This window comes from Mycobacterium saskatchewanense, from assembly GCF_010729105.1.
In the GTDB taxonomy this organism is placed as follows: Bacteria; Actinomycetota; Actinomycetes; order Mycobacteriales; family Mycobacteriaceae; genus Mycobacterium; species Mycobacterium saskatchewanense.
Genome location: NZ_AP022573.1, coordinates 2,328,453 through 2,355,352 on the forward strand (window position 1 = coordinate 2,328,453; position 26,900 = coordinate 2,355,352).

The window sequence follows — 26,900 nt, forward strand, 5'->3', positions numbered from 1 at the left end:
GCGGGGTGGTTCCTTTCAGGTGGCGCCGTGTCGACTTGTCGCCTTTCACGGCGTCCCGGCTTCTCACCCAGATAGCAGCCAGCGTCGCGATCTCGCCGGTGATCACAGCCCTGACCGCGATCTCGGCGACAGAGGCGCGAGAGGCGTCGGCGACGTCAGAGGCGTCAAGGCCAGCGGCGCCCCCTACCCCGCCGGGTAGGCCACCGACTTGATCTCGGTGTACTGGTCGAACCCGGCGACACCGTTCTGGCGGCCCACCCCGCTGGCCTTGTACCCGCCGAAGGGCGTGTCGGCGCCGTACGGCGCGCCGCCGTTGACGCCGATGAAGCCCGCCTTGATGCGGCGGGCCACCGCCAACGAGTGCTCCAGCGAGCCCGACATGACGTTGCCGGCCAGCCCATACGCGCTGTCGTTGGCGATCCGGATCGCTTCCTCCTCGTCGTCGAACGGGATGACCGACAGCACCGGGCCGAAGATTTCCTCCTGCGCGATCGTCATCTTGTTGTCGACGTCAACGAAAAGCGTTGGCCTGACATAGAAGCCGCGGTCGAAACCGGTGGGCGCGTCGGGCCCGCCGACCAGGGCGGTGGCGCCTTCTTCCACGCCCTTGTCGATGTAGCCGAGCACGCGCTTGCGTTGCTTGTCCGAGATCACCGGGCCGCACAGCGTTCCGGGGTCCTGCGGGTCGCCGCACGTAACGTTCTCGTAGATGCTCTTCAGGATCGCCACCCCCTCGTCGTAGCGGGACCGCGGCAGGAGCATCCGCGTCGGGTTGGCGCAGCCCTGCCCGGCATGCATGCACGGCGCGATGCCGATCGCGCAGGCCAGTCCGAAGTCGGCGTCTTCCAGCACGATGGTGGCCGACTTGCCGCCGAGTTCCAGGAACAGCCGCTTCATTGTCGCCGCGCCCTTTTCCATGATCCGCTTGCCCACCGCGGTCGAACCGGTGAACGAGATCAGGTCGACTTTCGCCGACAGCGTGAGCTCCTCGCCCACCAGGTGATCCGACGCGGTGACGACGTTGACCACACCCGGTGGGATATCGGTCTTTTCGGCGATCAGCCGGCCCAGCCGGGTCGCGTTGAACGGCGTGTCCGGCGCCGGCTTGAGCACCACCGTGTTGCCGGTGCCCAGCGCCTGACCGAGCTTGTTGATGGTGACCTCGAACGGGAAGTTCCACGGCACGATCGCGCCCACCACACCGACCGGTTCCCGCCACACCTTGCGGGTGGTCAGCGTTCCGGTCAGGCTGATCACCTTGTCGCCCAGGTCGGTCTCCCACGCGTACTCATCGATCAGCCGGGCGGGATACTTCAATCCGTCTTCCAGCGGGGCATCCAGTTGCGGGCCGAACGTGATCGCGCGGGGCGACCCCACCTCGAGGATGAGCTCCTCGCGCAGCTCCTCCTTCTCCGCTTCGATCGCCTCGTGCAGCTGCAGCAGGCAGCGCTTGCGCAACTCGTGGTTGGTCGACCAGTCGGTCTCGTCGAAGGCCCGCCGGGCGGCGTCGATGGCCCGGTGCATGTCCTGGACGGACGCGTCGGCGACCTCGCCGAGCGGCTCCTCGGTGGCGGGATTGACGTTGGTGAAGGTGCCGGCCTGGCCGTCGACCAGCTTGCCGTCGATCATCATCTTCGGTTCGAATCGAACCTTTACAGCCTCGGTCATATCTGTCACTCTCTTTTGAATCGCGGAGGGGCTTATGGAGAGCCTTACCGGAAACTAACCGATTGGCAAGGTCCAGCTCCTGCGGGGCCGGTTACCGGGGGTCGAAAAGCACCGGCACCGACGTCGGCGAGCGGAAAACCTGGCCGCGGATGTGCGGGTCGTCCGCGTCGGGGTCCAACCGCAGGTTCGGCAGCCGGTCGAGCAAAAGATTGACGGCGGTGCGCATTTCCAGCCGCGCCAGGTGCATGCCCAGGCAGACGTGCACGCCGTGCCCCCAGCCCAGGTGCGCCCGCGGTTGCCGAAAGATGTCGAACGTATCCGGATTGGGGTAGCGGTCTTCCTGCCGGTTGGCGGCGCCCAGCATCGGCATCACAGTCGAGCCGGCCGGTATCGGCACCCCTCCGAGTTCGGTGTCGCGGGTGGCGACCCGGGTGATGGTCAGCAGGGGCGCTTCCCAGCGCACGCCTTCTTCGATGGCCTGGGGCAGTAACGACCGGTCCGCGCGGACGGCATCCAACTGCGCGGGGTCGGACAGCAGCGCGAGAAGCAGATTGCCCAGCGACCGGTACGTCGTCTCCACCCCGGCAGGCAGCAGTAGGCGCAGGAACGAGTAGATCTCCTGGTCGGCCAGCTTCTCCCCGTCGATCTCCGCCTCGGCCAGCGCGCTGATCAGATCGTCCCTGGGTTGGGCGCGGCGGGCCCGCAGGATCGGCGCGAAGTAACCGCAGAGCGCGGCCGAGGCGGCAAGGCCACGTTCGGGATTCAGGATCCAGCTCAACAACGAGATCGACCAGCGTTGGAACTGCGGATAATCCTCCTCCGGCAGGCCCAGCAGGCCCGCGATGATCCGACTCGGGTAGTCGAAGGTGAATTCCTTGACCAGGTCGGCCTTGCCGTTCGCGACGAACCCGTCGATGAGGCTATTGCCCACCCGCCCGACCAGCTCGTCTTCCCAGCGCGCCAAGGCCTTCTGCGAAAACGCCTTTGACACCAGCGCCCGCAACCGGCCGTGCACGGGCTCGTCCATGCCCAGCATGACGCGCTCCCCCAGCACCGGGCCGAACGCCGCGATAACGGCCGCCGACGAAAACGTCTCGTTGTCGCGCAGCATCTGCTGGGCCTCTTCGTGGCGGTAGACGATGAAGACCGGCTTGGACTCCTCGTGCGGCATGCCGGAGACGTCCAGGCGCTGGATGGGCTCCTCGCGGCGCAACCTCGCCAGTTCGGTGTACGGGTCGCGCACGTCACCCGACACCGCGTCGTCGAAGGCACCGAAGTCTTCCAGGTCGTCGAAAAGCTGCTCCATCACTGCTCCTTCAGCTCGCGTCGGTTTGCCAAGCGCCGTAACAGCGGATTAGGCAGAACCCGCGTGGCGAACACCATGGCCCTCTGGCCCACTGTCAACGGCCACGCCCCGTCCCGCATCGAGCCCTGCCTGGGGATGCCCAGCACGATCCTGGACACGTGGTGCATGCCGGCGGCCGGCGCAATCCTGTTGGCAACCAACAGCATCGAGGCGTCCGGGCCGACCCCGCGGCGGCGGAATGCGCTGCGCTCATCCAGCGCCGCGACCAGGCCGTCGGTGAACCGTTCGGGCCGGCGGGCGAAGCTCACCGCGAACCGCCCCCGGCTGTTCATGGTGTGGTGCAGCCGGGCGTACGGGCCGCCGAGGTCACGGGTGTCGGTGGTGCCCGCGTCGGTGATGATGTCGGTGTCATACGTGCCGGCCACCAACACGGTGACCCCGAGGCCGAACGGCGCGATCTCCACGGCCATCGACTCAGCCCACCGCTCCAGGGCTCCCTTGGCCGCCGAGTACGGCGCGGTGCCCGGCTGCCCGCGGACCCCGGCCACGCTGGACACGAGCACGATGCGCCCCTGGCCCGCCGCCCGCATCGATGGCAACAACGCCTTGGTAAGCGCGACGGGACCCAGGACATGCGTGGCGAACATCTTCTGCCACAACATCGTATCGGTCTCCTCGACCATCCCGGCGGCGGAGATGCCGGCGTTGTGCACGAGTGCATATGGCGCGCCGACGGACTCTTCGATCGCCTCGGCGGCCGAGGCGATCGAGTCGGCGTCCAGCAGGTCGAGCTGCACGCCGACCAGCCGGTCGTCGCCCTGTCCGGCACCGGTCGCCTCGCGCAGCGGCGGCATTGCATTGTCGGGGGCGCGCATGGCCGCGATCACGCGCCATCCCTCGAAGTACATCCGCACCGCCGACGCGAAGCCCAGTCCTCGGGAGGCGCCGGTGATGACGACCGTGCGGGGCTCAGCCATTGTTGCCGGCACACCGGCCCCGACCCGGCGGTGGGGGTTGGACGTGCGGCCGTCCGCCCGGCTGCCCGCTCATCCACGTCGACCAGATGCCGACGGAGTATGGTCCTTGAGCACCGGCCCTCTCGTAGAAACCCTGCGGGTCAAAGACTTTGGCTTCCGGGTACGGCCAGGGGCAGGCGACCGACGTTGCCGCTTTACTGGCTTTGATCACGGCGAACCACGCCCCGTAGGCAAAATACGACACGTTGATGATCGCGAACATCACCAGGAACGTCCCGAGCACCGGGCGCGCCGGGAAGACTTCGGCTTTCGCGGCAAGTTTCTCCGCCACGGATCTACCGGTGTCGTCGCGATAACACAGGATCGCCGCGGGCACCATCACGAAGGTCACCGAGAACGACTCCCAGATCAGTGGGAACTGGAATGTCGTGCCGGTGAATACCGAACCCCAGGGGATCACCTGCGAGTAGATGTACATGCCCATGTGGACGAGCTGGATCTCCAGCCACGCGTCGAAGACGAAGCCGATCACACAGGTCAGCAGGCCGAGGCTGACCAGCGGGTGCCGCGACACGAATGCCCGGGGCCCGCGCTTGGTCTGCAGTTTGCGCAGGATCCAGACCGCCGGAAAATAAGGCCCGAAATAGAAAGTGACGTAACCGAATACGACGAACGGCTCGACGGTCGGCGAGAGCGACACCAGCGGCCACGACTCCGGCCAGTGGATCAGGTCGGGGTTGTACACCGCGAACGGCGCCCAGTTCATGATCGGGTCCTGCCACACGATCAGCGTGGTGCACAGGAACATCAGCAGCACCGGACTACCGGGGTTTCGCCGCCAGCCCCTGACGAACACCACGAGCAGCACCGACAGCATGACCACGGTGGAGATGTGCAGGAACGTGATGTAGTCCAAGCCGAAGACGAATCGGACGGGGCGCGGCCGGCCCTGCACGTTCGGGTTGGCCACACGCGGGTCGAGGGCGGTGCGGCAGTTCGCGACGAAGAACAGCACGAACGCCGCCAGGGCGGCGCCGGCGACCCATCCGCCCCGGCCGCGTTTCTCACCCGGCCGGCTGGCCGCCTCGTCCGTGGCGTGTGACTGGTCGGTGGACATGGGTCAGGCCTCCTCCCCGAACCGGTCGACCAGATGCGAAGTGACACCGTCGGCGTCGAGGGTGCGTGCCACCAGGTAGCCGGCACCCATCCACGCCCGTCGCGTCCATTTGCCGAACGACACGCGAGTGCCGGGTGCGCCCGACGCGGCGGGCATCATCTTCACCCTCTCCAGCGCCTCCTTGACACCACGCGGGCTGAGCGGGTGCGCCTCGGCAAAGGCATGCACGAGCGTGGCGGCGACGTCGTGATTGACCACGGGCACGCAGTATTCGGGGCGCCTACCGCCGTACTTTGTGGCGTACCGGTCGAGAAAGCCTTGGCCGAGCCGATTCCGTTCGTCGTACTGATCGACCCCGATCCAGCCCGTGAACGCGTCCCACATGGTCGGATTCACCCACGCGTTCTGGAAGGCCGTGGTCGTGAACCTGGGCGGGTCCCAGTCGACCGCCTGCAGCGCAGGGTTGACGAACACGATCCCGAACCCGAAACCCAGGTGCACGATCGCTTCGACCTTCGCGTCGTGCAGGGTGCGCACGGCGCCGCCGATGTCCTGCGCGGTCTGCGCGATCGCGGCTTCGGCGACGATGCGAACGCCCTTGCGCCGGCACGCGCTTCGCAGATTCCTGAGGTAGCTTTCGCCGATCAGGCTCTGCTCGACGAGGACCCCGATCTCGGTGATCCCCCGCTTGCCGACGAGGTCGGCGATGAAGATCGGCTCGTCGGTCATCGATCCCTGCGGGAAGGCGAAAGTCCACTCGCCCAACCAGTCATCGGTGCCCGTGACGCTGATCGCCGGGACCTTGAATCTATCTTCGATTGCCTCGCGGGTGGGCACGCAGTTGTCGGTGATGTGCGGACCGAACACCACCAGGCAGCCCTCGTCCACCAGCTCACCGAAGGCGTCGACTACCGCCTTGACCGAGCCCTTGGGCAGCCCCTCCACTTCGCGATACCGCATTTCGACGGGCCGGTCCAGCAGCCCGTGCTCGACGGCCTCGGAGAAGACGAGATCGAAGCATCGCGTGAAGTCGGCCTTCATCCCGTCCGGGAAACCCGGGGGAAGCGTGAAGTCCATCAAGTAGCCGACCTTGATCGGCTCCGCGCTGCTTTCGTAGGACATCCGACCTCCCGGATGACGGACCGGCGGACCGTCAGCGTCAACCTAATATTTGTTCCGACCCTAGCCGTGGCCGTATGCAGCGTCAATCACCGGAGCGCTGGGTCCCGTTCAGGTAGACGTCGATCATCTCGCAAAGTGCCCCGCCCACCGCCACGTCGTCAGTCAGCGGCCCGGCGATCGCGGCCCGCGCCGCCTGCCGCATCGGCAGCCCCTCGGCGACGAGCCTCCCCGCGGCGACGAGCACCCGGGTTGACGCGACTTCACGCAGCCCCCCCGCTTCCAGCCGCCGGATGGCCTGTCCGAAGCGCACCAGCTCGGCCGCGGTGGCACCGTCCACGCCCGCCTCGTGCGCGACGATCTTCTCTTCGACGTCCGGTGCGGGAAAACCGAATTCGATGGCGACCATGCGCTGCCGCGTCGAGTCCTTCAGGTCCTTGAGCACGCTTTGGTAGCCGGGGTTGTACGACACCACCAGACCGAATTCGGGCGCCGCGTCCAGCGTGACGCCGAGACGCTCGATGGGCAGCTGCCGGCGGTGGTCGGCCAGCGGGTGCAGCACCACGGTGGTGTCCTGCCGAGCCTCGACGACCTCGTCGAGATAGCAGATTGCCCCCTCGCGCACCGCACGGGTCAGCGGGCCGTCCACCCAGACCGTCTCGTCGCCGCGCAGCAGATAGCGGCCGACGAGATCGGCGGTGGTGAGGTCGTCATGGCAGGCGACCGTGATGAGCGGCCGGCCCAGGTCGTAGGCCATCGCTTCGACGAAGCGCGTCTTGCCGCAGCCCGTCGGCCCCTTCAACACGAGTGCCAGACCCTGTCGGTAGGCCGCCTTGAAGACCGCCTCCTCGCCCGCGATGGCCGTGTAATAGGGCCGGACGTCGTTCGTCACGCAAACCTCCGATGGACCGCGCGGCGCGACTCGGCCGAGCGCAGCGCGGATCGAAACAGCGGTCCGATCACACCGGCGAGTTGATCCGGGCACGAGGCGGTCGTGTGCGCGGCGCTGCCGAACACCCGCCGCAGCGAGCGCACGTCGGTGCCCGCGCCGACTGTCAGGCACACGCAACCGGTGCCGCGGCGGCGGGCCTCGCCCAGGGCGCGGTGCGCGTCCGCGGCGCCGTAGGGGCGTTCATACCCGTGGTCGTAGGCGAGTCCGTCGGACACGACAACCAGCAGTCGCCTGGACGTGCCGCCGCGGGCCTCCAGGACCGCCGACCCGTGACGGATGGCCGCCCCGAGGCGCGAGTAGGCACCGGGCTCGAGGCTGTTGAGCCGCTTCATGACTCGGGAGTCCAGGTGGTCGTCGAACCGTTTGACCGCCACCATGCTCACCGCCCGCCGGCCCTGCGAGTAGTAGGCGTACAAAGCGACCCGGTCACCGAGGCCGTCCAGCGCGACCGCGAGGTTGGCAACGGTCGCGCGCTGGTGCTCGTGCACCGTCCGTCCCAGGGTCCCGGGCTCCCCCGCCGATCCCGAAACGTCGAGAAGGAGCAGCACGGCCAGGTCGCGCCGGCGCCGCACGGTGTCAAAGTAGACCGCTTCGCCGGGTACGGACCCGGCCGCCGCGTCGACACGCGCTTCGACCGCCGCGTCGATGTCGATGTCGTCGCCCTGCGACTGGCGGCGGCGCCGGTGCAGGCCCATCCCCAGGCGCGAGAGGGCGCGCCGCACGCCGGCAGCATCGTCGATTGCCTGCGTCGCCTGCGCTTTGATCGCCGGCTCGACCTCCCACACGGTGCACCATGCGTGCCGATACGTCCGACGGGTGGCGTCCCATTCCGGATACGGGATGCCCTGCCCCGCCGTCGAGGGCCGCTCGTCGCGCACATCGGCCCCCGACGCAGACGCCAGCGACGACACGGCGCGCGAACCGCGGGGCCCCGAATTAGTCCGATGCGTGGGCGAATCCGCACCCGGCGGTCCGGCCCCGCGGCCGTTCTTGCGCGCCGGCGACAGCAGTTTCTTCAGCCATCTCCCGATCAAGCCGCCCCCGCCGACGAGGCTGGTGAACAAGTCCGGGCCATCGGAATCGTCGGTCGCGCCGTCATCGAGATCCGCGAGTTCGCGCGCTCCGGGACCCCGCGGCACATGTTGCGGATCCTCCCGGTCCTCCTGTCGTTGCGCCGCTGCGGAACACGCGGAGAGCACCTTGGCGGGACGAATCACCCCGAATTCGGTCGGCGGGTCGTCGAGCTTGCCGCGCCCCATGGCTATCCGAAGCGACATCGCCGGCGAACGGCTGCGACCCGCGATCTCCTGGTCGCCGAATGATGCCAGAATTCCCGGCAGCACATCGCGATTGGCGGCCAGCGCACGGTGGCCCTCGACCGCCAGGAAGCGCCTGGCCAGCCGCGGGTGTCGCACCATGGGGCGAAGCACGTCTGGGTGCAGGCTGCCCGCCGCGATCATCGACGCATGCACGGCGACCGCCTTCAGGGCGCGGTGTTCGCCCCCGGCCGGAGCACCGGCCGCCACGTGAATCGTCTGGCCGTCCGTCCACGGCGATTGGCCCGCTGGCAATTCGACGACCGCCACCGTTCGGCCAGCGAGCGCGGACGCGATCATGCCCAGGCCCGGCAGCCGGTCGGCACGGGCGTCGTTCCCCACGCTCAACCTCCGAGCCGTCAGCGGTTCATTGACCAAATTTCTGTTCCACCGTAAGGTCCGCTTCGATTGCCGTCAATCAACAGCTGGCGGTCGGCTTCGGTTGGTCAGGAGCGCAACATGATTGATTTCACCGGCCGGGTGGCCGTGGTCACCGGCGCCGGACGCGGGCTGGGGCGACTGTACGCGCTGGATCTGGCGCGGCGGGGGGCCGCCGTGGTGGTCAACGACCTCGGCGGGTCGATGCGTGGCGGGGGCGCCGACTCCGGTGTCGCCGACGAAGTGGTCGGCGAAATCACAAACGCGGGCGGCACGGCGGTCGCCTCCTATGACTCGGTCGCCACCGCCGCGGGCGGCCAAGCGATAGTCGAGGCGGCAGTGGAGTCGTTCGGGCGACTCGACGCGGTCGTCAGCAATGCGGGAATCTTCGGCAGCGTGCCGTTCGAAGAACTCTCGCCCGACGACTGGACACGCATGCTGCGCGTGCACCTCGACGGCGGCTTCTATGTGTCCCAGCCGGCGTACCGGGTGATGAAGCGCAACGGCGGCGGCCGTTTCGTCTTCATCTCCTCCTCCGCCGGGATCTTCGGGCAGCCGATGGAAGCTCACTACGCCGCGGCCAAGGCCGGACTGGTGGGGCTGACCAACGTGGTCGCCATCGAGGGGGAAGCTCATGGCATCCTCGCCAATTCCGTCATGCCAACCGGATTTTCCCGGATGGTCACCGAAACCGTCGGCGACCCGAAATTCCTTGCCGAGTCAGGCTTCATGCGGGCCATTCGGCCCGAACTCGTCGTGCCGCTGGTGACCTTCCTGGCGAGCACCGCCTGCACCTTCACTCACCGCAACTATTCGGCCGCCGCCGGACGCTACGCGCGTGTGTTCGTCGGCCTGGGCGAGGGTTGGTTGGCCGACGCCGACAGCGAGCCGACTGCGGAAGACATCGAGGACCATCTCGAGGAGCTGTCCTCCACGAAGCCGTTCTTAGTGCCCGCTTCGATCGTCGACGAGGTGCTGGAGGTGTGTGAGCGCCGTGGCATCAGCGCTATGCCGAACGATGCCGACGTCGCATTCCCCCGTCCTCGCGGGTGATCACCATGGATGCCATGGTCACGCTCGTTGTTGACCAAAAATATGCTCCGACGTAGAGTCCGGCTTAGTCGCAGTCGAACGGTCAGAGTCAAGGAAAAGTGGACTTCTCCTACCCAGCGGAAGTGGAACGCCTCCGCACCGATCTGCGCGACTGGCTGTCCGCGAACCTTACCGAGGAGCTGGTGGCCGCCCGGCGCCCCGCGGGGCGCGACGACGCCGCAATCGAGATGCTGCGCGCCTGGAGCCGGACGATGGCCGACGCGGGCTGGGCCGCCGTCTCGTGGCCCCGCGAATACGGCGGCCGGGGCGCGACCGTCCTCGAACAACTGGTCTACACCGAGGAGACCACGCGTGCCCGGGCTCCCATGCCGCTCAACGTCATTGGGATGAACAACATCGCACCCGCGATCATGCAGTACGGGACCGAAGAACAGAAGAAGACGCTGCTGCCCCGAATGCTGCGGGCCGACGACATCTGGTGCCAGGGCATGTCCGAGCCTGAAGCGGGATCCGATCTCGCCTCCCTGCGCACGCGCGCGGTGCGCGATCGCGACGGCTTCGTCGTCAACGGCCAGAAGATCTGGACCTCGCTCGGGCATCGCGCGGACTGGTGTCAGTTGTATGTGCGCACCGATCCCGAGGTCCCGAAGCACAAGGGCATCTCATGCCTCATCGTCGACATGGCGCTGCCCGGCATCGAGGTGCGCCCGCTCGTCACGCTCAACGGTGAGGCCGATTTCGCCGAGGTGTTCTTCAACGACGTCCGGGTACCGGGCGATGCGTTGCTCGGACCCCTCAACTCCGGCTGGCAGGTGGCCACCACCACGCTGAGCCACGAGCGCGCCGGAGCCGCGCGGCTCTACGCCGAGATGCAGGCCAGGCTGGAAGAAATGGTGGACGACTTCGCCGCGGCCCGGGAAGGACGCGCGCCCGGCCCCCTGGAGGACCCGGTGATACTGCGGCGTCTCGGCGAAATCGCCGTCCGCGTCAAGTATCTCGAGGTGCTCTGCCAGCGGTCGATCTCGGCGACGCTGCACGGCGGCGACCCGTTCGCGTCGGCCAGTCTCGCCAAGACCGTGTGGGGCGAGATCGGGCAGGATATGGCCGCCCTGGCCTTCGACGTGCTCGGCAGCCGCGGCGCCGACGGTTCGTGGGCAAGCTACCGCCTCACCTCACGTTCGCTGACAATCGCCGGCGGAACGACACAGATCAACAAGAACATCACCGCGCAGCGGGTGCTGGGGTTGCCCCGCAAATGAACCTCGAACTCACCAACGAGCAGGTAGCTCTGCGCGATACGACGAGGCGCTTTCTCGCCGAAAAGGCCTCGGTGGCAGCACATGTGCGCGCGCTGCTCGACGATGACACCGGTACGACGGACGCCGTCTGGCGTGGCCTGGCCGACCTCGGGGTCACCGGGGTCCTCGTGCCGGAGGAACACGGCGGCGCCGGGATGACGATGATCGAGGCCGGGGTGGTCGCGGAGGAGCTCGGCGCGGCACTGCATCCGGGGCCGTGGTTGTCGAGCGCGGTGGCCGCGCCTCGGGCGTTGGCGCGGCTCGGCGGCGCTGGCGCCCGGGCCTCCGACATCCTGGTCGGCATCGCCGACGGGACCACCGTCGCGACCGTCGCATTCCTGGATTCCGGGCGTGCCTCCGTCGAAGTGGGCGCGCGGGGCGGCGACGTCGTCCTGCGGGGCGGGATCGCCGGCGTGCCCGACGCCGCGGCCGCCGACACGCTGCTGGTGTTGGCCGAGGATGCAGCGGGCATCGGCGTTTTCGTGGTGGAGACCGACTCCGCCGGGGTTGTGGTGGTACCCGAGCGAGGAATCGATCAGACACGCAAGCGGTTTCGGGTCGAGTTGGACGGCGCGTGCGCATACCGGCTGGCGTCGGCGTCGCCCGACGTGGTCAGCGCCGTCATCGACGACGTACTCGTTGCCGCCGCAGCCGACGCGCTGGGCGCCGCACGGGCGGTCATCCACCTTGCCGTCGAATATGCGAAGTTCAGAAGGCAATTCGGCCAGGCCATCGGCTCATTCCAGGCGATCCAGCATCTGTGCGTCGATATGTACGAGACCGTCGAGCTGGCGCGCAGCGGCGTCATCCACGCTCTCTGGGCCGCCGACGCCGAGCTCCCTTCCGAGGAGCGGCACCTTGCCGCGCTGCGCGCCAAGGCGTTCGCGGGGCGACTGGCCACCGTGGGCGACACCGCCATCCAGGTGTTCGGCGGAATCGGATACACGTGGGAGCACGACGCCCACCTCTACCTCAAGCGCCTGCTGAGCTGGAGCGAGTTCCTGGGCAGCCCCGACCGGTACCTCGCTGAAGTCGGTGCGCGCCTTGCCGAGAGGGGTTCCTTCTGAAGGTGCGGCCCGGCACCGCGAGGAAGACTCCAGCGTCGCGGGTTCGCTCCGCCCAATCTGATAGCCTCTAACAAACTTTTGGTTCGGTCGGGAGGACGAATGCGCGCTCTTGCCTATTCGCCATCGCCCCCCAGTGCGCAGCGCTAGACATGGCCAAAGCCGACTCGTTGCCCAAGGGCCGGCCGCCGGCAGAGGACGCCGGAACCCGTCGCACCGAGATCCTGCAAACTGCGGCCGCGTTGATCGCGTCCTCGGGGTTGCGGACCTCACTGCAGGAGATAGCTGACGCGGCGGGCATCCTCCCCGGAAGTCTGTATCACCATTTCGAATCCAAGGAAGCGATCCTCATCGAGTTGATCCACCGCTATCAGGAGGATCTGGACCGGATCGGGCAAGCCGCACAAGCGAAGCTGGACGAACCCGATTCCCGTCCAGTGTCGGAGCAGATCGTCGAACTGGGACAGTCGATCGCCGACTGCGCCGTGCGGCACGGGGCTGCCCTGCAGATGTCGTTCTATGAGGGTCCGAGCGCGGATCCGGAGCTGATGAAGCTGACCCGGCAAGAGCCCACCGCTATCCAGGAGGCGATGCTCCAAACGCTTCGCGCCGGCAGATGGAGCGGCTACATCAAGCCGGACATCGACCTGCCCACGCTGGCCGACCGCATCTGCCAAACGATGCTGCAGGTCGGCCTCGCCGTGATGCGCGGCAATTCACCGGCCGACCAGGTGGCGGGGCTGCTGTGCCGAATCATCCTGCAGGGCTTGGCCAGCCGGTCGCCCACGGATTCGGAGCTGGACCGGTCCAAGGCCTTGAGGGCCGCGAACGACGTCATCGCGACGTGGGCCGACGACAGTGACGCGGACCCGGGCGACAAAGCCGCCCATGTCCTCGCCGTGGCACGGGCGGAGTTCGGCCGCAGGGGGTACGAGGTCACCACGATCAGGGACATCGCGGCCGCGGCCGGCCTCGGCACCGGAACCGTCTATCGCGTGATCGGATCCAAGGACGAACTCCTCGCGTCGATCATGGAATCGTTCGGAAGGAAGGTCGAGGCGGGCTGGGTGGCCGTCCTGCGCTCGGAGGCCACGCCCGTCGAGAAGCTCGACGCCCTCAGCTGGGTCAACGTCAACGCGCTCGATCGGTTCTCCGACGAGTTCAGGATCCAACTCGCCTGGATGCGGCAATCACCACCGAACACCCCCAATCCGGGGTGGCTGTACACCACACGGCTACGGCAGATGAAAGCTCTCCTCTCCGAAGGCATCCGCTCGGGGGAGATCGGTATCGACGCGCCGTCCACGACGATGCTGGCTCGATGCCTCATCGGCCTGCAATGGATACCGGAGAACATCCTTCGCGCCACCGGCAAGCGCGCGGCCTTGGTGCACGCCCGTGACACGGTGCTGCGCGGGGTTGCGGTTCACGGCAACTAGGTATTGAACCGAATAACTGTTCTACATACAGTTGGGCAATTAGAACCGGGTTGGCAGTGAACGAGAAGGGGATTTCCATGACTGTTGTCGATCGCTTGCGGTATGACGGCAAGCGCGCGCTCGTGGTCGGCGGCGCGACCGGAATGGGCGCCGCGGCGGCCAAGTCAGCGGCCGAGCTCGGTGCCGAGGTCATCGTCCTCGACTACGCGCCGGTGAACTATGAGGTCGCCAGGGCCATTCAGGTGGACCTTCGCGACCCCGCGTCGATCGACGCCGCGCTCGAGCAACTGGACGGACCGATCCACGCGCTCTTCTCCGCCGCAGGGATCGCCGACGGGACCACCGACCTGATGGCAATCAACTTCATCGGCCACCGCCACCTCATCGACCGCCTCCTGGAGAAGAACCAGCTTCCCTCAGGCTCGGCGATCTGCTTCATCTCCTCCGTCGCCGGGATGGGCTGGGAGAACGACCTGGAGCTGCTGACGGAATTCCTCGCCACGCCGGACTTCGCGTCCGCGCAGGAGTGGGTCAAAGCGCACGAGGCGGAGGGCATCGTCCACTACGGCTTCTCCAAGAAGGTCGTCAACGCCTACGTCGCGACGCAGGGCTTCCCGTTGCTGAAGAAGGGCATCCGGATCAACGCGATCTGCCCGGGCCCCACCGACACCCCGCTGGCCCAGGCCAATGCCGACCTCTGGCTCACGTTCGCGCAGGACTATCGCGAGGAGACCGGCTCCAAGGTGCACACCCCCGAGCAGATGGGCGACGTGATGGCGTTCCTCAACAGCGCCGCCGCGTTCGGCATCAGCGGGATCACGCTGCTGGTCGACTACGGGCACACGATGGCCTCGCTCACCAACGCCTACCCGCCGGGGAAGCCGATCATCGACCTGATCATGGGGCGCGTGAAGCTCTAGTGGTGATCGCGAGCGCGTGCTGAAAAACTGCGCCCAACGTCGAGTTGTTGAGCCAAAACAAGCCAAAATCTCGACAACAACTCGACGCTGGGCGAAGCGGGCCCTGGTCGCTCACGAGTCCGCCTGCACGAGCAGGCGTGCGGGGCTGCGACCCAGGATGCGGCGCCAGGCAATGTCGGCAGGATCTTCGGTCAATCGCAGCGGGGGCTGTGCTGCCAGGACGGCCCGCACGCACTCCTCCACGGCGACCTTCGCCAACGAGGTACCGAGGCAGTAGTGCGCTCCTGCGCCGAAGTTCATGAGCCGTGGAGTCCCTCGGGTGAAGCGCTCGGGATCGAAGAGGTCCGGCGACGGCCACGCCGACGCGTCCCGGCATGCCGAGGCGATGCACAGCAGAACCATGGAGCCGGCCGGGATGATCGTGCCGTGCAGCTCGATTGGCGTGATGGCGGTGCGCGGAATCAGCGGGATGCTGGGTTCGAAGCGCATGGTCTCGGCGACCGCGCTCGCGAGCGACGCGGCGTCGCGCGCCACACCGGCAAGCCGATCGCGGTGCCGCAGGGTCACCAGCAGGCTGCACGGAATCTGGCTGCCCATGGTGTCATGTCCGGCCACAAGGAGATTCGCGATCATCGACACCGTCTCGTCTTGGGTGAGCCGCTCACCGTCGCTCTCCGCGGTAAGCAAGCCGGTGATGAGATCCGAACCGGGATCCTCGATCCGCCGTTGCACCAAGTCGTCCACGTAGCTTTGCAACTCGGTGATCGCGCGCGTGGCATCCGCTATCTGGTCGGGTGTCATCATGTAGAAGACCGGGCTCAAGGCATCGGCCCACTCGGTGAAGACATCGACATCGCTGTCGGGCACTCCGAGAAGGCGGCAAATCAGCGTGGTGGCCAGTGCCGCGGAGGATGCCACCAGGTCTCCCCCATCCCGCCCGGCTGATGCGACGGCGGCGGCGGCCATGCTCGCGGCCGCCGGCCTGAGTTGGGCGACGGAACGCGGCGTGAAGGCGCGAGACACCAACGAGCGAATCCGGCGGTGATAGTCACCCTCGGTCGTGAACATCAGCCTGCCGTACCAGTCGCGCAACGGCCCTTCGCTGATGCCCATGGTGTCGAACAGGGCCAGCCCTATGCCATTCAACCGCTCGTCGCGGGCGAGTGCCTCTACGTCACGCTGGCGCAGCACCACGGTGGCTCCTGTGACCTCGTCGGTGGCCAGCGGGCCGTGTCGCACCGCCTCGGCGAGGACTGTGTGCATCTGGGTGGTGAAGCTGCCGGTCAGGTCTACCAGCGGTTTGGTCGGCATGTCTCACTTCCTTCGAAACAGACTCAGTGCCGCCACGCGGTCGGCCGTCACAGAGCGTGGTGATGCCGCAGAATCTGACCCGCGCGTTCGCCGATGATGACGCAGGGCGCCATGGTGTTTCCCGTGGTGACCCGCGGCATGATGGAGCCGTCGGCGATCCGCAGGCCCTGCAGTCCATAGACTTTCAGTGACCCATCGACCACCGACATGCTGTCGCAACCCATCTTCGCCGTGCACGTTTGGTGGTGGTAGGTGGTGACCTCGTTGCGGATGAAGCGCACCAATTCGGCATTGTCGAGCTTGCCGGGCATGACTTCACGCTTGCTGAACCGGCGAAGCTTCGGGGAATTCCCGATCTCGCGGCACATTTCGATGCAGGCGATCGCCGCCTTCAGGTCCTCGGGGCGAGACATCAGACCGGCGTGGATCTTCACCGGGTCGGTCGGATCGGCCCCGGTCAGGCAGATGTGCCCGCGGCTCTTCGGCCGTACCACCGCGCCGTACATGGCCCAGCCCGCCTCGGGGACACGGTATCTGGTTGCGTTCTCCGTGCTCGAGAACGGAAACTCCAGCTGGTAAGCCTGCAGGTCTGGCGACTCCAGCCGCGAATCGCTCTTGGCGAAAAAGGTCACGTCGCCGCCGCTGTTACGCCAAGCCAGGGGCTCTTTAGATTCCCAGACGCAGGAGAAGCCGGGGTGGTCCTGCAGATTGCGGCCCACGCCGGGCAGGTGCTGGACCACGCGAATCCCGTGTGACTGCAGGTGCGATTGATCGCCCACGCCCGATTGCATGAGCACCTTCGGCGTGTGGATGGCACCCAGGGACAACACGATCTCCGAGCCCGCACCGACCCGGTGCAACTTGCCGTCGCGCAGGAATTCCACGCCGGTGGCCCGCGCCGCATCGAAGGTCACGCGGGTCACCAGCGCGCCCGTCAACACCGTCACGTTGGGCCGATCCATGACAGGGAACAGGTAAGAGCGAAAAACCGACTCGCGCTGGCCGTCGCGGATACGCACATCGACCATCGAGCCGCCACCCGCACTTTCCATCAGGCTGCCGTTCTGGCTCGGGAAGGCCGGAATGCCAACTGAACAACCCGCTTCCAGGCCGGCATGGGCGATCGGGCTCGGTTCGGCGGCCGGCGCGACGTAGACCGGACCGCCGATGCCGCGGTGCTCAGGGTCGGGATCGCCGTGCCAGTCCTCGATCGCGCGGTAGATGGCGAGGACCGAATCGTAGCTCCAACGCTGGTCCTTCGCCTCCGAGGCGAAGTAGTCCCAGTCGGTCTTGTGACCGCGCGCCCACACCATGACGTTGATGCTCGAGCCTCCGCCGAGCACCTTCCCCATCGCATACGGGATTGCCCGCCCGTTGAGGTGACAGTTGGGCTCAGCGGTGAAGTTCCAGTCGCGCTCGCTGCCCAGGTTCGCGAGCCACATTCCCGGTTCCGTGATCTCGGGCCCTTCGTCGGGGCCGCCCGCTTCGAGTACCAGGACGCTGGCATTGGGGTTTTCGGCGAGGCGGCGGGCCACCACCGAGCCGCTCGAGCCCGACCCACACACGATGAAGTCGTATTGCGGCTTCAATTCCGAGCCGAGCCATCGCTGATTGCGGCGGACCCGATCTGTGAATTCAGCTGCCGGAAGTCCGGTTTCGGTGACGGGCGTCGTCATATCGGCTCTCGTTTCAGACGGTGGGGACGGGGATCGGTGCGCTCAGCCACGTCGACGCGACCCCACACTCATTCCTCGGCATGGAGTCAGATGCTTTGTGTCCGTGCATACTTCCTGGCTACCCGAGCGTCATACCGTGCGGCGACATGTAGCTACCCCGGCCGCGTTATCCGGCTATCGATCCGCGCTGAGCGGACAGCGTCCGCCGCGGCCGCGTTTAATCGCCGCCCGCGCGCAGGGTCTGCAGCGGTGTCTCCCCGTACATCACCTTGTAGGCGGCGGCGAACCGCCCCAGGTGCCCGAACCCCCATCGGTGCGCGACGGCGGCGACGCCGGTGTGGGAGGAGTGGGCAGCGCGCAGATCGGCGCGCGCACGACGGAGCCTGACCTGGCGAAGGTACGCCATGGGCGACATTCCGACGTGTCGGTGAAAGCCCTCTTGCAATGCGCGGACGCTGACGTGGCACTCCAGCGCGAGCCGGGACGTCGTCAAAGCCGATTGCGGTTTGCTCTCGATGATGTCCATAGCCGTGCGGACAGCAGGGGGCCGGACGGGTCGCGTCGAGGCCGCGAGGCCTTCGCGGTCGGGATGTCCGGCGACTAGTAGCAGGCCGCAAACCACGCTCTCCACCAGCGGGTCCAGAACCGCCGGATGCTGTAGGGGGCTGTCAGGACGCGCGAATTCGCGATTGATCCAACGCACCTGGCTCACCCAGCTTTGGGCGGCATGGTCGGACAGCGGCAGTGTTGCGGTGAAGGCGACGGAGGACTCCGGCGAACGGCCCAGCAGGGCCTTGAGCGCCGTATCGACGACCAGCTGGTCGATCTTGATGCCCAGATGGCGGGTACCACCGGGCCACCGAGTGACGCTCATCTCTGCCTCTGGCCGGTATATCGTCGCGACCGCCGGAGTAGAGACCAGATGCCGGCCGAGATACTGCGACTCGAGCCGACCGTCGAGTGTGAGGTGGATGTAGTAGCTATCTCGGTCGCCAGCGAAGCTGAGCGACACGTCGGTATCGTAGGTCAGGTCGGCCAATGTGATGGGCCCGGCGCGCGTCAAATGCTGGGCGAAGCCGAAGCCGCCGGATTCCAGCAACTCGAGCCGGTGCGGATGAAACGCGGTCTCGCAGAGGTGGATCGCGTGATCGGGCGATCGCGTGCGAAACCAATTGGGCAGTTCGCGGCTCGAATCCATTTCGCCGCCGGGGCCGGCCATCAGATCATCGATTCCGTTCGGAGGTTGCCGGGCGGTCCAACCGGGGGACCGCCGACGCGAGCTCACTGAGCCATGCCGCCAGCCCCGCCCCGGTGGCATGCGGGTCGTCAAGCGGTGTCCAGTGCAAGCCTTGCACGGTGGCCACCGTCGAGTTGGGCAATGTGCTGATGATCTCGCGGCGGCGCCCGCCAACCTTGTCGATCCCCCCGGGCATCCCGGCCAGGTGCAGTTTGGGAATTGGCGTGGCGCCCAGCCACGCCGCCTGCGCCTCCAGGACTCGACGTATCTCCGTGTCGTCGTCCCCGAAGGGGATCGACCGAGGCCAGTCCAATGTCGGGCGGCGATCCTCGCCGGGATTCGCGTAAGGCCGGACCATCTCGCCCCACTCCTGCGGCGCCAGCATTCGCAGCATGTTGGCACGCGAGAAGTTCACAGAGAAATTGTTCTCGAGGACATCGTCGCCGCCTTCCCCGGTGCGTAGATGCCAGAACCCGTCGCGCACCATCACGGGCCAGTCCGCCCACTCGAACGGCGGCAGCAGGGCCTCACCGAACGCGAGCCCGCACACGCGGTCCTCGTGCCGCATCGCCCAGTCGAAGGCCAGGTTGGCGCCCCAGTCATGGCCGACCAAGGCGATGTCATCCCCCAGTTCCAGCTCGTCCAGGAGCTCGCCGAGGTAACGGGCGTGGGTGTCGAAGCTGTACGTACCCTCGCCGGCGGCGGGGAGTTTGTCGGAGTCGCCGGCGCCGATGAGGTCAACGGCGATGGCACGACGGCGGTCGGCGATGTAGGGAATGACGTTGTGCCACAGGAACGATGACATCACATCGCCGTGGATGAGCACGACCGCCTCACCCTTTCCTTCCTCGATGTACGCCATGGTGTGCCCGTTCACCGTGGCCTGCTTCTTCACATAATCCGAAGTCGGGGCGGTGGGCAGTCCCTGCGGCAGAGCGGGCCGCAGCAGAATGTTCTGCGACAACGCGCCGAGCGGCGTCAAGGCGGTCCCGCCGATATTGATCTGGTCGAAGTAGCCGTACCAGCCGGACGCGGCAATGCCCGCCTCGATCAGCCGTCGCGTGCCGGGGTCAGGCACGCGGTAAGCGCCGAAGAAGTCATAGGGTGCGCGACAGTCGATTTCCGGATCGTTCGCGCCGAAGCCCAGGACTTCTACGCCTCGAGACTGAAGATCTCCGATCGCGCCAGCGATTCGGTTGACGAACGACTCGCGCTCCGCCGCGGGCAGGTCCGTCCATGCCTGGCGGTATCGGTACAAACCAATGAAGATCTGGTGCACGACAGTACCTTTCGCTGTTTCCCAGGGCCGGTCCGAACGGGCTAAGCGGGCGCACCGGCAAATCGTTGGCGGTACTCGCCCGGCGTCGTGCCCAGGCGGTCGCGGAACAGCCGGTAAAGCGTCCTCGCCGACCCCAATCCGCATTCGGACGCGATGCGCTCGGGCGCCAAGTCGGTGCGCTCGAGCAGACGGCGGGCGTGTTCGACCCGCATCCGCTCGACGAACTCGCCCGGGGCCAAGCCCACGTCGAACTGGAACACCCGCGTCAGGTGCCGCGGCGTCACCGCCACGCGGCGCGCGAGGGCGGGAACGGTCAGGTCGTGGGAAAGGTGCGAGCCGATCCACCGCCGCAATTCGGCGATATCCGGCCTCGACCCCGACGGTAGCGATAGCGCCGCACTGAATTGACTCTGCTTGAGCGGCTGTCCCCCAGTGCGTGGTCGCACAGTGACCGTCGAGAAGCCCCGCCGCCGCGACGATGTTACTGCCCGCGCAAACCGCCGCGATGCGAGCGGCAGCGGCGCCATGGTGGCGCAGCCAGTTCACCACCTGCGGATCGACGACCGCGACGGGACCGCGCATCGGGCTCATGTCGACCCGTCCGGTCACCACGAGGGTGTCGGGCGGCCGGTCCAGCTCGCCGAAAGCCTGGTCGACGGCCAGCCGCAGCCCTGAGAAGGTGCGTACCGGCTCACGGCGGCTCGCAATCACCCGCACCTCGTAGTGCGGCGCGCCATCCGGCAGCGCGAGGTTGGCCATCGCGAAGACCTCGGCCGGCCAGGCCACGTCCACCGCGTCGACACCGGGAAAGACGGTGACGGCGACCAAATGGGTGGTTCTTGCGCTCATGAACCCAGCATGATGACCGAGCGCATGGGTCCGCAATGACGAACAACTGCCATAAACGGACATCACCCGCTGTCCCGCCGTCGATTGCTAAGTGGAGATCTCTCCGGTAACTTCCCAAGCAGCTTATCGGAGAATTCTCCGCTACACCCTTTCAAAGGAGCGACCGTGGAATACATCAAGCTCGGCACGTCAGGACTCGACGTGTCTCCCATCGCGATCGGGGCCATGACATACGGCGATCCCGAGCGGGGCCATCCCGTGTGGTCGCTGCCCGAAGGCGCGGCGCGACCACTGATCAGGCACGCGATCGAAGCCGGGATCAACTTCTTCGACACCGCCAACATGTACTCGCAGGGCAGCAGCGAGGAAATCCTGGGTCGGGCGCTGCGCGACTATGCCGATCGCGACGACGTCGTCATCGCGACGAAATTGAGGCATCCGATGCGGCCCGGACCGAACGGGAAGGGCTTGAGCCGCAAGGCGATCATGACGGAGATCGACCATTCGCTGCGCAGGCTGGGCACCGATTATGTCGACCTCTACCAGATCCATCGCAACGATCACGCCACTCCGCTGGAGGAAACGCTCGAGGCACTTCACGACCTGGTGAAGGCCGGCAAGGTCCGCTATCTCGGGGCTTCGTCGATGCCGGCGTGGGAGTTTTCCAAAGCCCTGCACCTTCAGCGCGCCAACGGCTGGTCGAGATTCGTTTCGATGCAGGATCATTACAATCTGCTGGCCAGGGAGGAAGAGCGCGAGATGATCCCACTCTGCCTCGACGAGGGTGTGGGGGCCATCGTCTGGAGCCCCCTGGCGCGCGGACGACTGGCGCGGTCCTGGGGCGACGCCAAAGCCACGGCGCGGTCGTCGCAGGACGGGTTCGCCGACATGCTCTACGCCCTTACCGGTGGCGACTCCGACAAAGCCATCGTCGACGCCGTCGGCGCTACCGCCGAGAGGCACGGCGTCAGCCGAGCCCAGGTGGCGCTGGCCTGGTTGCGCGCCAAACCCGTCGTGACAGCACCCATTGTCGGCGCGAGCAGTGTCGGCCAGATCGACGAGGCGATAGCCTCCCTCGAGGTGGAGCTCACTGACGCCGACATACGCATGCTGGAGGCGCCGTACACACCGCGGTACGACTTCCAGGGCATCTCGGATGAAGCGCAGTTGCGTGCGATAACGGAACGCATCCCGCAGTTGAGCCCCGCCGGATAGCGTTGGCCCGGAGTCGCGGGGGCACCCCAGCGTGAACCGCGGACATCGCTTCGCACGTGAACGTAATCCGTTCGAGCTTCGCCGGATGCCGGATGCCGGATGAGTGAAATGTCCACGCTGTCAACACCATATGTCGCGAACTGACAGTCATTGATCGTCGCGGTCCCGGCTCCGAAGCGTGGAATCCTGAAGCTATGCGACGAAATCGGCTCCCGGGCAACCGAGAACGCCGAGCCGCACGCAGCGCATGCGTTGTTCACCTGGCGACGGGCTCTGTTGCTTGGTGTTGAACGGGCTGGTCCTGTTCGGCCCCGCGGAGTGGGGCGATACCGAGCATTGCGACGGCGGCAACCGACGGCTCCGCCGCCAAGTCGAGTCGTTCCCGAGCCGCGCACGTCCCGTCATCTCCTCATCACCAGATAATCAGGGGATCATCGACTGGCTCCGGTGGACGTCATGGAACGGCGGCGACGGTACTGGCCCGGTCGCTCGGCCTTGGCGAGCAGGCGTGCGCGGATTGGCTGTGGTCGCGCCACTTCGTTGTGCCTCGCCTGCTCGTACGGAGACGTTCTCCACTTATCCTCGGTACAACAGCGGAGCGGTCTCCGTTGACCAAGGAGGTGCGGTCCGTGGCAGACGACGGCGTCACCCGGATTCGCGCCGACGCGCTGCGCAATCGGGAACACATCATCGACGTGGCACACGACGCGTTCGCGGAGTCGGGGACCACCTCGCTCAACGAGATCGCCAAGCGCGCGGGGGTGGGGGCCGGAACGCTGTACCGCCACTTCCCCACCCGCGAAGCCCTGATCCTCGCGGTATACCGGTATGACGTCCAGCGACTGGTGAGTGCGGTGCCCCGGATGCTGCGCACCCATCCGCCGCTGGAGGCGTTGCGTCTGTGGTTTCTCAAGCTCGCCGACTATGTTCGCGTCAAACACGGCCTGGGCGACGCGCTCCATAGTGCGGCGGCGCAGGATGCGATCAATGAGACGTACGCGCCCGTCGTCGCCGCGGTCGGTCAGCTGGTCGAGGCTTGCGCCGAGGCGGGATCCTTGCGGTCCGATCTCGATCCCGCCGACGTCCTACTGCTGATGAGTTTCCTGTGGCGGGTCGGCGCAGGGGCGGAGGGAAAGCGGCAGGCCAAACGGATCATGGAGCTCGCGATCGAGGGACTGCGGAGCGACTAGCCCAGTTTAGGCGGGTACGGTCGGTTGGCATGGCACGCATCGCCGTCATCGGCGGCCACGGCAAGGTCGCGCTGCAGCTGTCCCGCATCCTCACCGGACGCGGTGACGAGGTCAGTTCCGTCTTCCGCAACCCCGAGCACTCCGACGACGTCGCGGCCACCGGCGCCGATCCGGTGGTCGCCGACATCGAGCCGCTCGACACCGACGAGTTGGCGCAGCTGCTGGCCGGCCACGACGCGGTGGTGTTCTCCGCCGGGGCCGGCGGCGGCAACCCGGCGCGGACCTACGCCGTTGATCGCGACGCCGCCATTCGGGTGATCGACGCCGCCGCGCGGGCGGGGGTGCGGCGATTCGTGATGGTGTCGTACTTCGGCGCGGGTCCCGACCACGCCGTGCCGCAGGACAACTCGTTCTTCGCCTATGCGGAGGCCAAGGCGGCGGCGGACGCCCATCTGCGCGCCAGCGGCCTGGACTGGACCGTCCTGGGACCCGGCCGGCTCACCCTGGACCCACCGACCGGCCGCATCGAACTGGGCGAGGGAACGGGCGCGGTGTCGCGCGCGGACGTCGCGGCCGTCGTGGCCGCCGCGCTGGCCGACGACTCGACGATCGGCCGAACCGTCGACTTCAACAACGGCGACATCCCGATCGCCGCCGCGCTGGGCGGCTGACCCCGGCACGAACGTGACGCTGCTGTCCGTCACGGCACCACCGTGACCGTGGCGTCACTCTCGACGCGCTCGCCGAGTCGTTGGGGACCCCCGACCGGCGGGGGGTAGGCTCCGCTACGCAGCTGGTCTGCCGTCGCCGCATCGCGCGGCGCCGGCATCGAACGAGGCAGGTTAGTAACGCTTCGTGAGAGGGAACCCGGTGGAAGTCCGGGACTGTCCCGCAGCGGTGAGCAGGAACGACCGCCGTCAACAGCACTGGTCTCACGGCAACAGAGGCTGGGAAGCGACGGCCACTAGGAATTCTGCCCGGCTCCTGAGCGGCCCTTTCGGGCCGCATAGTCGGCCGGGCGGAGCACCAACCGGGTGCGCGCCTGCGAGTCCGAAGACCTGCCGGCTGTGCCGGGCGCGCCGCGTCCGGCGGCTCATCGCCTCGTGGAATGGGCGTTAGGCTGTGCGCGTTGCGGAGGTGGGCCAAAGGTGCGCCGCGCAGCGCGGATTGGCTGCGCGTCCGCCGGCGGTGACCACCCGTCGATCGATAGGACCAGATCGTGACCTCACAACCCTTCACCGCCACCGTTACCGGTTCCCCGCGCATCGGCCCCAACCGCGAACTCAAGCGCGCTACCGAGGGCTATTGGGCCGGACGCACCAGCCGTTCGGAGCTGGAGTCCGTCGCCGCGACGCTGCGCCGCGACATGTGTTCGCACCTGGCCTCGGCCGGACTGGATTCCGTGCCGGTGAACACGTTTTCCTACTACGACCAGATGCTCGACACGGCTGTCATGCTGGGCGCCCTACCGTCGCGCGCTGCGCAGATCCCCGATGAGCTGGACCGCTACTTCGCTTTGGCGCGCGGCAACAAGGACGTCGCGCCCCTGGAGATGACGAAGTGGTTCGACACCAATTATCACTACCTGGTGCCCGAGATCGAACCCGCCACCACGTTCGCGCTGCATCCGCACAAGGTCCTCGCCGAACTGAACGAGGCGCTCGAGCAAGGAATCCCGGCACGTCCCGTCGTCATAGGGCCGATCACGTTCCTGCTGCTGAGCAAGGCAGTCAAGGGAGCCGGCGCGCCGATCGCGCGGCTCGAGGAACTCGTGCCGGTCTACTCCGAGCTGCTGTCGCTGCTGGCCGCGAACGGCGCGCAGTGGGTGCAGTTCGACGAGCCGGCGCTGGTAACCGACATCTCCCCCGACGCCGCCGCGCTGGCCGAGGCTGTCTACAACAAGCTCGGTGCGGTGGCCGACCGGCCCGCCATCTACGTCGCCACCTATTTCGGTGACCCCGGCGCCGCCCTGGCCGGGCTGGCGCGCACGCCCGTCGAGGCGATCGGCGTCGATCTGGTGTACGGCCCCGACACCGCCGTGGCCGGCGTGCCCGAGCTGGCGGGCAAGACGCTGGTGGCCGGCGTCGTGGACGGGCGCAACGTCTGGCGCACGGACCTCGAGTCGGCGCTGGACCGGCTGGCCTCCCTCATGGGATCGGCTGCGACGGTGGCCGTTTCGACGTCCTGCTCGACGCTGCACGTGCCGTACTCGCTGGAACCCGAGACCGGAATGGACGACAACCTGCGCAGCTGGCTGGCGTTCGGTCGGGAGAAGGTCGCCGAGGTGGTGACGCTGGCGCGCGCGCTGCGCGACGGGCGGGACGCGGTTGCCGACGCGATCGCGGCCTCCAACGCGGCCGTGGCCTCCCGCCGCAACGACCCGCGTCTGCGCAACGAGGAGCTGCGGGCGCGCATCGCCTCGATCGTCGCGGCGGGCGTGCACCGCGGGGATGCGGCCCAGCGGCGGGCGAATCAGGAGGCGCGGCTGCACCTGCCGCCGCTGCCGACCACGACAATCGGCTCTTACCCACAGACCTCCGCGATCCGCAAGGCGCGTGCGGCTTTTCGGGCCGGGGAGATCGACGAGGCCGAGTACGTCCGCCGGATGAGGCAGGAGATCGCCGACGTCATCAAGTTGCAGGAGGAACTCGGGCTCGACGTGCTGGTGCACGGGGAGCCGGAGCGCAACGACATGGTGCAGTATTTCGCCGAACAGCTGGAGGGTTTCTTCGCCACACAGAACGGCTGGGTGCAGTCGTACGGCAGCCGGTGCGTCCGTCCGCCGATCCTGTACGGGGACGTCTCGCGGCCCAAACCCATGACGGTGGAATGGATCTCGTATGCCCAGTCGCTGACCGACAAGCCGGTCAAGGGGATGCTGACCGGGCCCGTCACGATTCTGGCGTGGTCGTTCGTCCGCGACGACCAGCCGCTCGCCGACACCGCCAACCAGGTGGCGCTGGCCATCCGTGACGAGACCGTCGACCTGCAGGCCGCGGGCATCGCGGTCATCCAGGTCGACGAGCCGGCGCTGCGCGAGCTGTTACCGCTGCGTCGGGCACAGCAAGATGAGTACTTGCGTTGGGCCGTCGGCGCCTTCCGGCTGGCCACCTCGGGCGTCGACGATTCAACCCAGATCCACACCCACTTGTGCTACTCGGAGTTCGGCGAGGTGATCGGCGCCATCGCCGACCTGGACGCGGACGTCACGTCGATCGAGGCGGCGCGCTCGCACATGGAGGTGCTGGACGATCTCAACTCGGTCGGCTTCTCCAACAGCGTGGGTCCCGGCGTCTACGACATCCACTCGCCGCGGGTGCCCAGCACCGGCGAGATGGCCGAGTCGCTGCGCGCGGCGCTCAAAGCCGTCCCACCCCAACGTCTCTGGGTGAATCCGGACTGCGGGCTGAAGACGCGCTCGGTCGACGAGGTGACCGCGTCGCTGCGGAACATGGTCGCGGCGGCGCGGGAGGTCCGGGCGGGGGCGTAGGGTTTCGCGAGCGTAACCCCACTGCGATTTTCGCGCGATTATTTCG

General features: G+C 67.4%; 21 protein-coding genes, 1 pseudogene and 1 riboswitch. Of the genes and pseudogenes, 9 read left to right on the top strand and 13 right to left on the bottom strand.

What is annotated here, in order from left to right:
• Positions 1–183: 183 nt before the first annotated feature.
• The 7 genes from G6N56_RS10660 to G6N56_RS10690 form a co-directional block, all read right to left on the bottom strand.
• Positions 184–1,668 (bottom strand): aldehyde dehydrogenase family protein, encoded by a 1,485-nt coding sequence (locus G6N56_RS10660; protein WP_085253938.1) that lies wholly within the window; start codon positions 1,666–1,668, stop codon positions 184–186.
• A gap of 91 nt (positions 1,669–1,759) precedes the next feature.
• The gene (locus G6N56_RS10665; RefSeq protein WP_085253937.1) at positions 1,760–2,974 is read right to left on the bottom strand and encodes a cytochrome P450; all 1,215 of its coding nucleotides are present in this window, start codon (positions 2,972–2,974) and stop codon (positions 1,760–1,762) included.
• A complete protein-coding gene (locus tag G6N56_RS10670; RefSeq protein ID WP_085253936.1) occupies positions 2,974–3,951 on the bottom strand; it encodes an SDR family oxidoreductase in 978 nt (325 codons plus the stop codon). The genes G6N56_RS10665 and G6N56_RS10670 overlap by 1 nt, the downstream gene beginning before the upstream one ends.
• Complete coding sequence (locus tag G6N56_RS10675; RefSeq protein WP_085253935.1) at positions 3,944–5,068, bottom strand: spirocyclase AveC family protein; 1,125 nt, start codon at positions 5,066–5,068, stop codon at positions 3,944–3,946. Before G6N56_RS10675 ends, G6N56_RS10670 begins: the two co-directional genes overlap by 8 nt.
• Positions 5,069–5,071: 3 nt before the next feature.
• Entirely contained in the window at positions 5,072–6,190 is a 1,119-nt protein-coding gene (locus tag G6N56_RS10680) for an ABC transporter substrate-binding protein (protein WP_085253934.1), read from the bottom strand.
• A gap of 82 nt (positions 6,191–6,272) precedes the next feature.
• A complete protein-coding gene (locus tag G6N56_RS10685) occupies positions 6,273–7,079 on the bottom strand; it encodes a CbbQ/NirQ/NorQ/GpvN family protein (RefSeq protein WP_142280418.1) in 807 nt (268 codons plus the stop codon).
• On the bottom strand, positions 7,076–8,797 hold the full coding sequence (locus G6N56_RS10690; RefSeq protein ID WP_180150515.1) for a nitric oxide reductase activation protein NorD: 1,722 nt from the start codon (positions 8,795–8,797) through the stop codon (positions 7,076–7,078). The genes G6N56_RS10685 and G6N56_RS10690 overlap by 4 nt, the downstream gene beginning before the upstream one ends.
• Before the next feature lie 117 nt (positions 8,798–8,914).
• Here G6N56_RS10690 and G6N56_RS10695 point away from each other — a divergent pair, with 117 nt between their 5' ends.
• The 5 genes from G6N56_RS10695 to G6N56_RS10715 all read left to right on the top strand — a co-directional run bounded on the left by G6N56_RS10695 (position 8,915) and on the right by G6N56_RS10715 (position 14,607).
• Positions 8,915–9,886 carry an SDR family NAD(P)-dependent oxidoreductase gene (locus G6N56_RS10695; protein WP_085253962.1) on the top strand — a complete coding sequence of 324 codons (972 nt, stop codon included), beginning with the start codon at positions 8,915–8,917 and terminating at the stop codon, positions 9,884–9,886.
• A gap of 98 nt (positions 9,887–9,984) precedes the next feature.
• Positions 9,985–11,145 (top strand): acyl-CoA dehydrogenase family protein, encoded by a 1,161-nt coding sequence (locus tag G6N56_RS10700; protein WP_085253933.1) that lies wholly within the window; start codon positions 9,985–9,987, stop codon positions 11,143–11,145.
• Positions 11,142–12,251, top strand: a complete 1,110-nt coding sequence (locus G6N56_RS10705) for an acyl-CoA dehydrogenase family protein (protein ID WP_085253932.1) — start codon at positions 11,142–11,144, stop codon at positions 12,249–12,251. Before G6N56_RS10700 ends, G6N56_RS10705 begins: the two co-directional genes overlap by 4 nt.
• 149 nt (positions 12,252–12,400) lie before the next feature.
• The gene (locus G6N56_RS10710) at positions 12,401–13,687 is read left to right on the top strand and encodes a TetR/AcrR family transcriptional regulator (RefSeq protein WP_085253931.1); all 1,287 of its coding nucleotides are present in this window, start codon (positions 12,401–12,403) and stop codon (positions 13,685–13,687) included.
• Positions 13,688–13,764: 77 nt separating this feature from the next.
• On the top strand, positions 13,765–14,607 hold the full coding sequence (locus G6N56_RS10715) for an SDR family oxidoreductase (protein WP_085253961.1): 843 nt from the start codon (positions 13,765–13,767) through the stop codon (positions 14,605–14,607).
• Between the two features lie 111 nt (positions 14,608–14,718).
• Here the strand turns inward: G6N56_RS10715 and G6N56_RS10720 are convergent, their stop codons facing one another.
• The 6 genes and pseudogenes from G6N56_RS10720 to G6N56_RS29760 form a co-directional block, all read right to left on the bottom strand.
• Positions 14,719–15,918 carry a cytochrome P450 gene (locus tag G6N56_RS10720; RefSeq protein ID WP_085253930.1) on the bottom strand — a complete coding sequence of 400 codons (1,200 nt, stop codon included), beginning with the start codon at positions 15,916–15,918 and terminating at the stop codon, positions 14,719–14,721.
• Between the two features lie 47 nt (positions 15,919–15,965).
• Positions 15,966–17,594 (bottom strand): GMC family oxidoreductase, encoded by a 1,629-nt coding sequence (locus G6N56_RS10725; RefSeq protein WP_085253929.1) that lies wholly within the window; start codon positions 17,592–17,594, stop codon positions 15,966–15,968.
• Positions 17,595–17,811: 217 nt separating this feature from the next.
• Positions 17,812–18,813, bottom strand: coding sequence for an AraC family transcriptional regulator (locus G6N56_RS10730; RefSeq protein WP_158090664.1), 1,002 nt, complete (start codon positions 18,811–18,813; stop codon positions 17,812–17,814).
• Between the two features lie 4 nt (positions 18,814–18,817).
• Positions 18,818–20,110 (bottom strand): haloalkane dehalogenase, encoded by a 1,293-nt coding sequence (locus tag G6N56_RS29015; RefSeq protein WP_158090663.1) that lies wholly within the window; start codon positions 20,108–20,110, stop codon positions 18,818–18,820.
• A gap of 41 nt (positions 20,111–20,151) precedes the next feature.
• Positions 20,152–20,463, bottom strand: coding sequence for a helix-turn-helix domain-containing protein (locus G6N56_RS29020; protein ID WP_232069267.1), 312 nt, complete (start codon positions 20,461–20,463; stop codon positions 20,152–20,154).
• 121 nt (positions 20,464–20,584) lie between these two features.
• Positions 20,585–21,022, bottom strand: a pseudogene (locus G6N56_RS29760) (DJ-1/PfpI family protein); the annotation flags it as partial.
• A gap of 102 nt (positions 21,023–21,124) precedes the next feature.
• Between G6N56_RS29760 and G6N56_RS10745 the strand changes: the two are divergent.
• From G6N56_RS10745 to metE, 4 genes are all read left to right on the top strand, one after another.
• The gene (locus tag G6N56_RS10745; RefSeq protein WP_085253926.1) at positions 21,125–22,174 is read left to right on the top strand and encodes an aldo/keto reductase; all 1,050 of its coding nucleotides are present in this window, start codon (positions 21,125–21,127) and stop codon (positions 22,172–22,174) included.
• A gap of 629 nt (positions 22,175–22,803) precedes the next feature.
• Positions 22,804–23,364, top strand: coding sequence for a TetR/AcrR family transcriptional regulator (locus tag G6N56_RS10750; protein ID WP_085253960.1), 561 nt, complete (start codon positions 22,804–22,806; stop codon positions 23,362–23,364).
• Positions 23,365–23,393: 29 nt separating this feature from the next.
• Positions 23,394–24,035, top strand: coding sequence for an SDR family oxidoreductase (locus tag G6N56_RS10755; protein WP_085253925.1), 642 nt, complete (start codon positions 23,394–23,396; stop codon positions 24,033–24,035).
• Positions 24,036–24,204: 169 nt separating this feature from the next.
• A riboswitch (cobalamin riboswitch) is annotated at positions 24,205–24,427 on the top strand.
• 156 nt (positions 24,428–24,583) lie between these two features.
• Positions 24,584–26,854 carry a 5-methyltetrahydropteroyltriglutamate--homocysteine S-methyltransferase gene (metE, locus tag G6N56_RS10760; protein ID WP_085253924.1) on the top strand — a complete coding sequence of 757 codons (2,271 nt, stop codon included), beginning with the start codon at positions 24,584–24,586 and terminating at the stop codon, positions 26,852–26,854.
• The last annotated feature ends 46 nt before the right edge of the window (positions 26,855–26,900 follow it).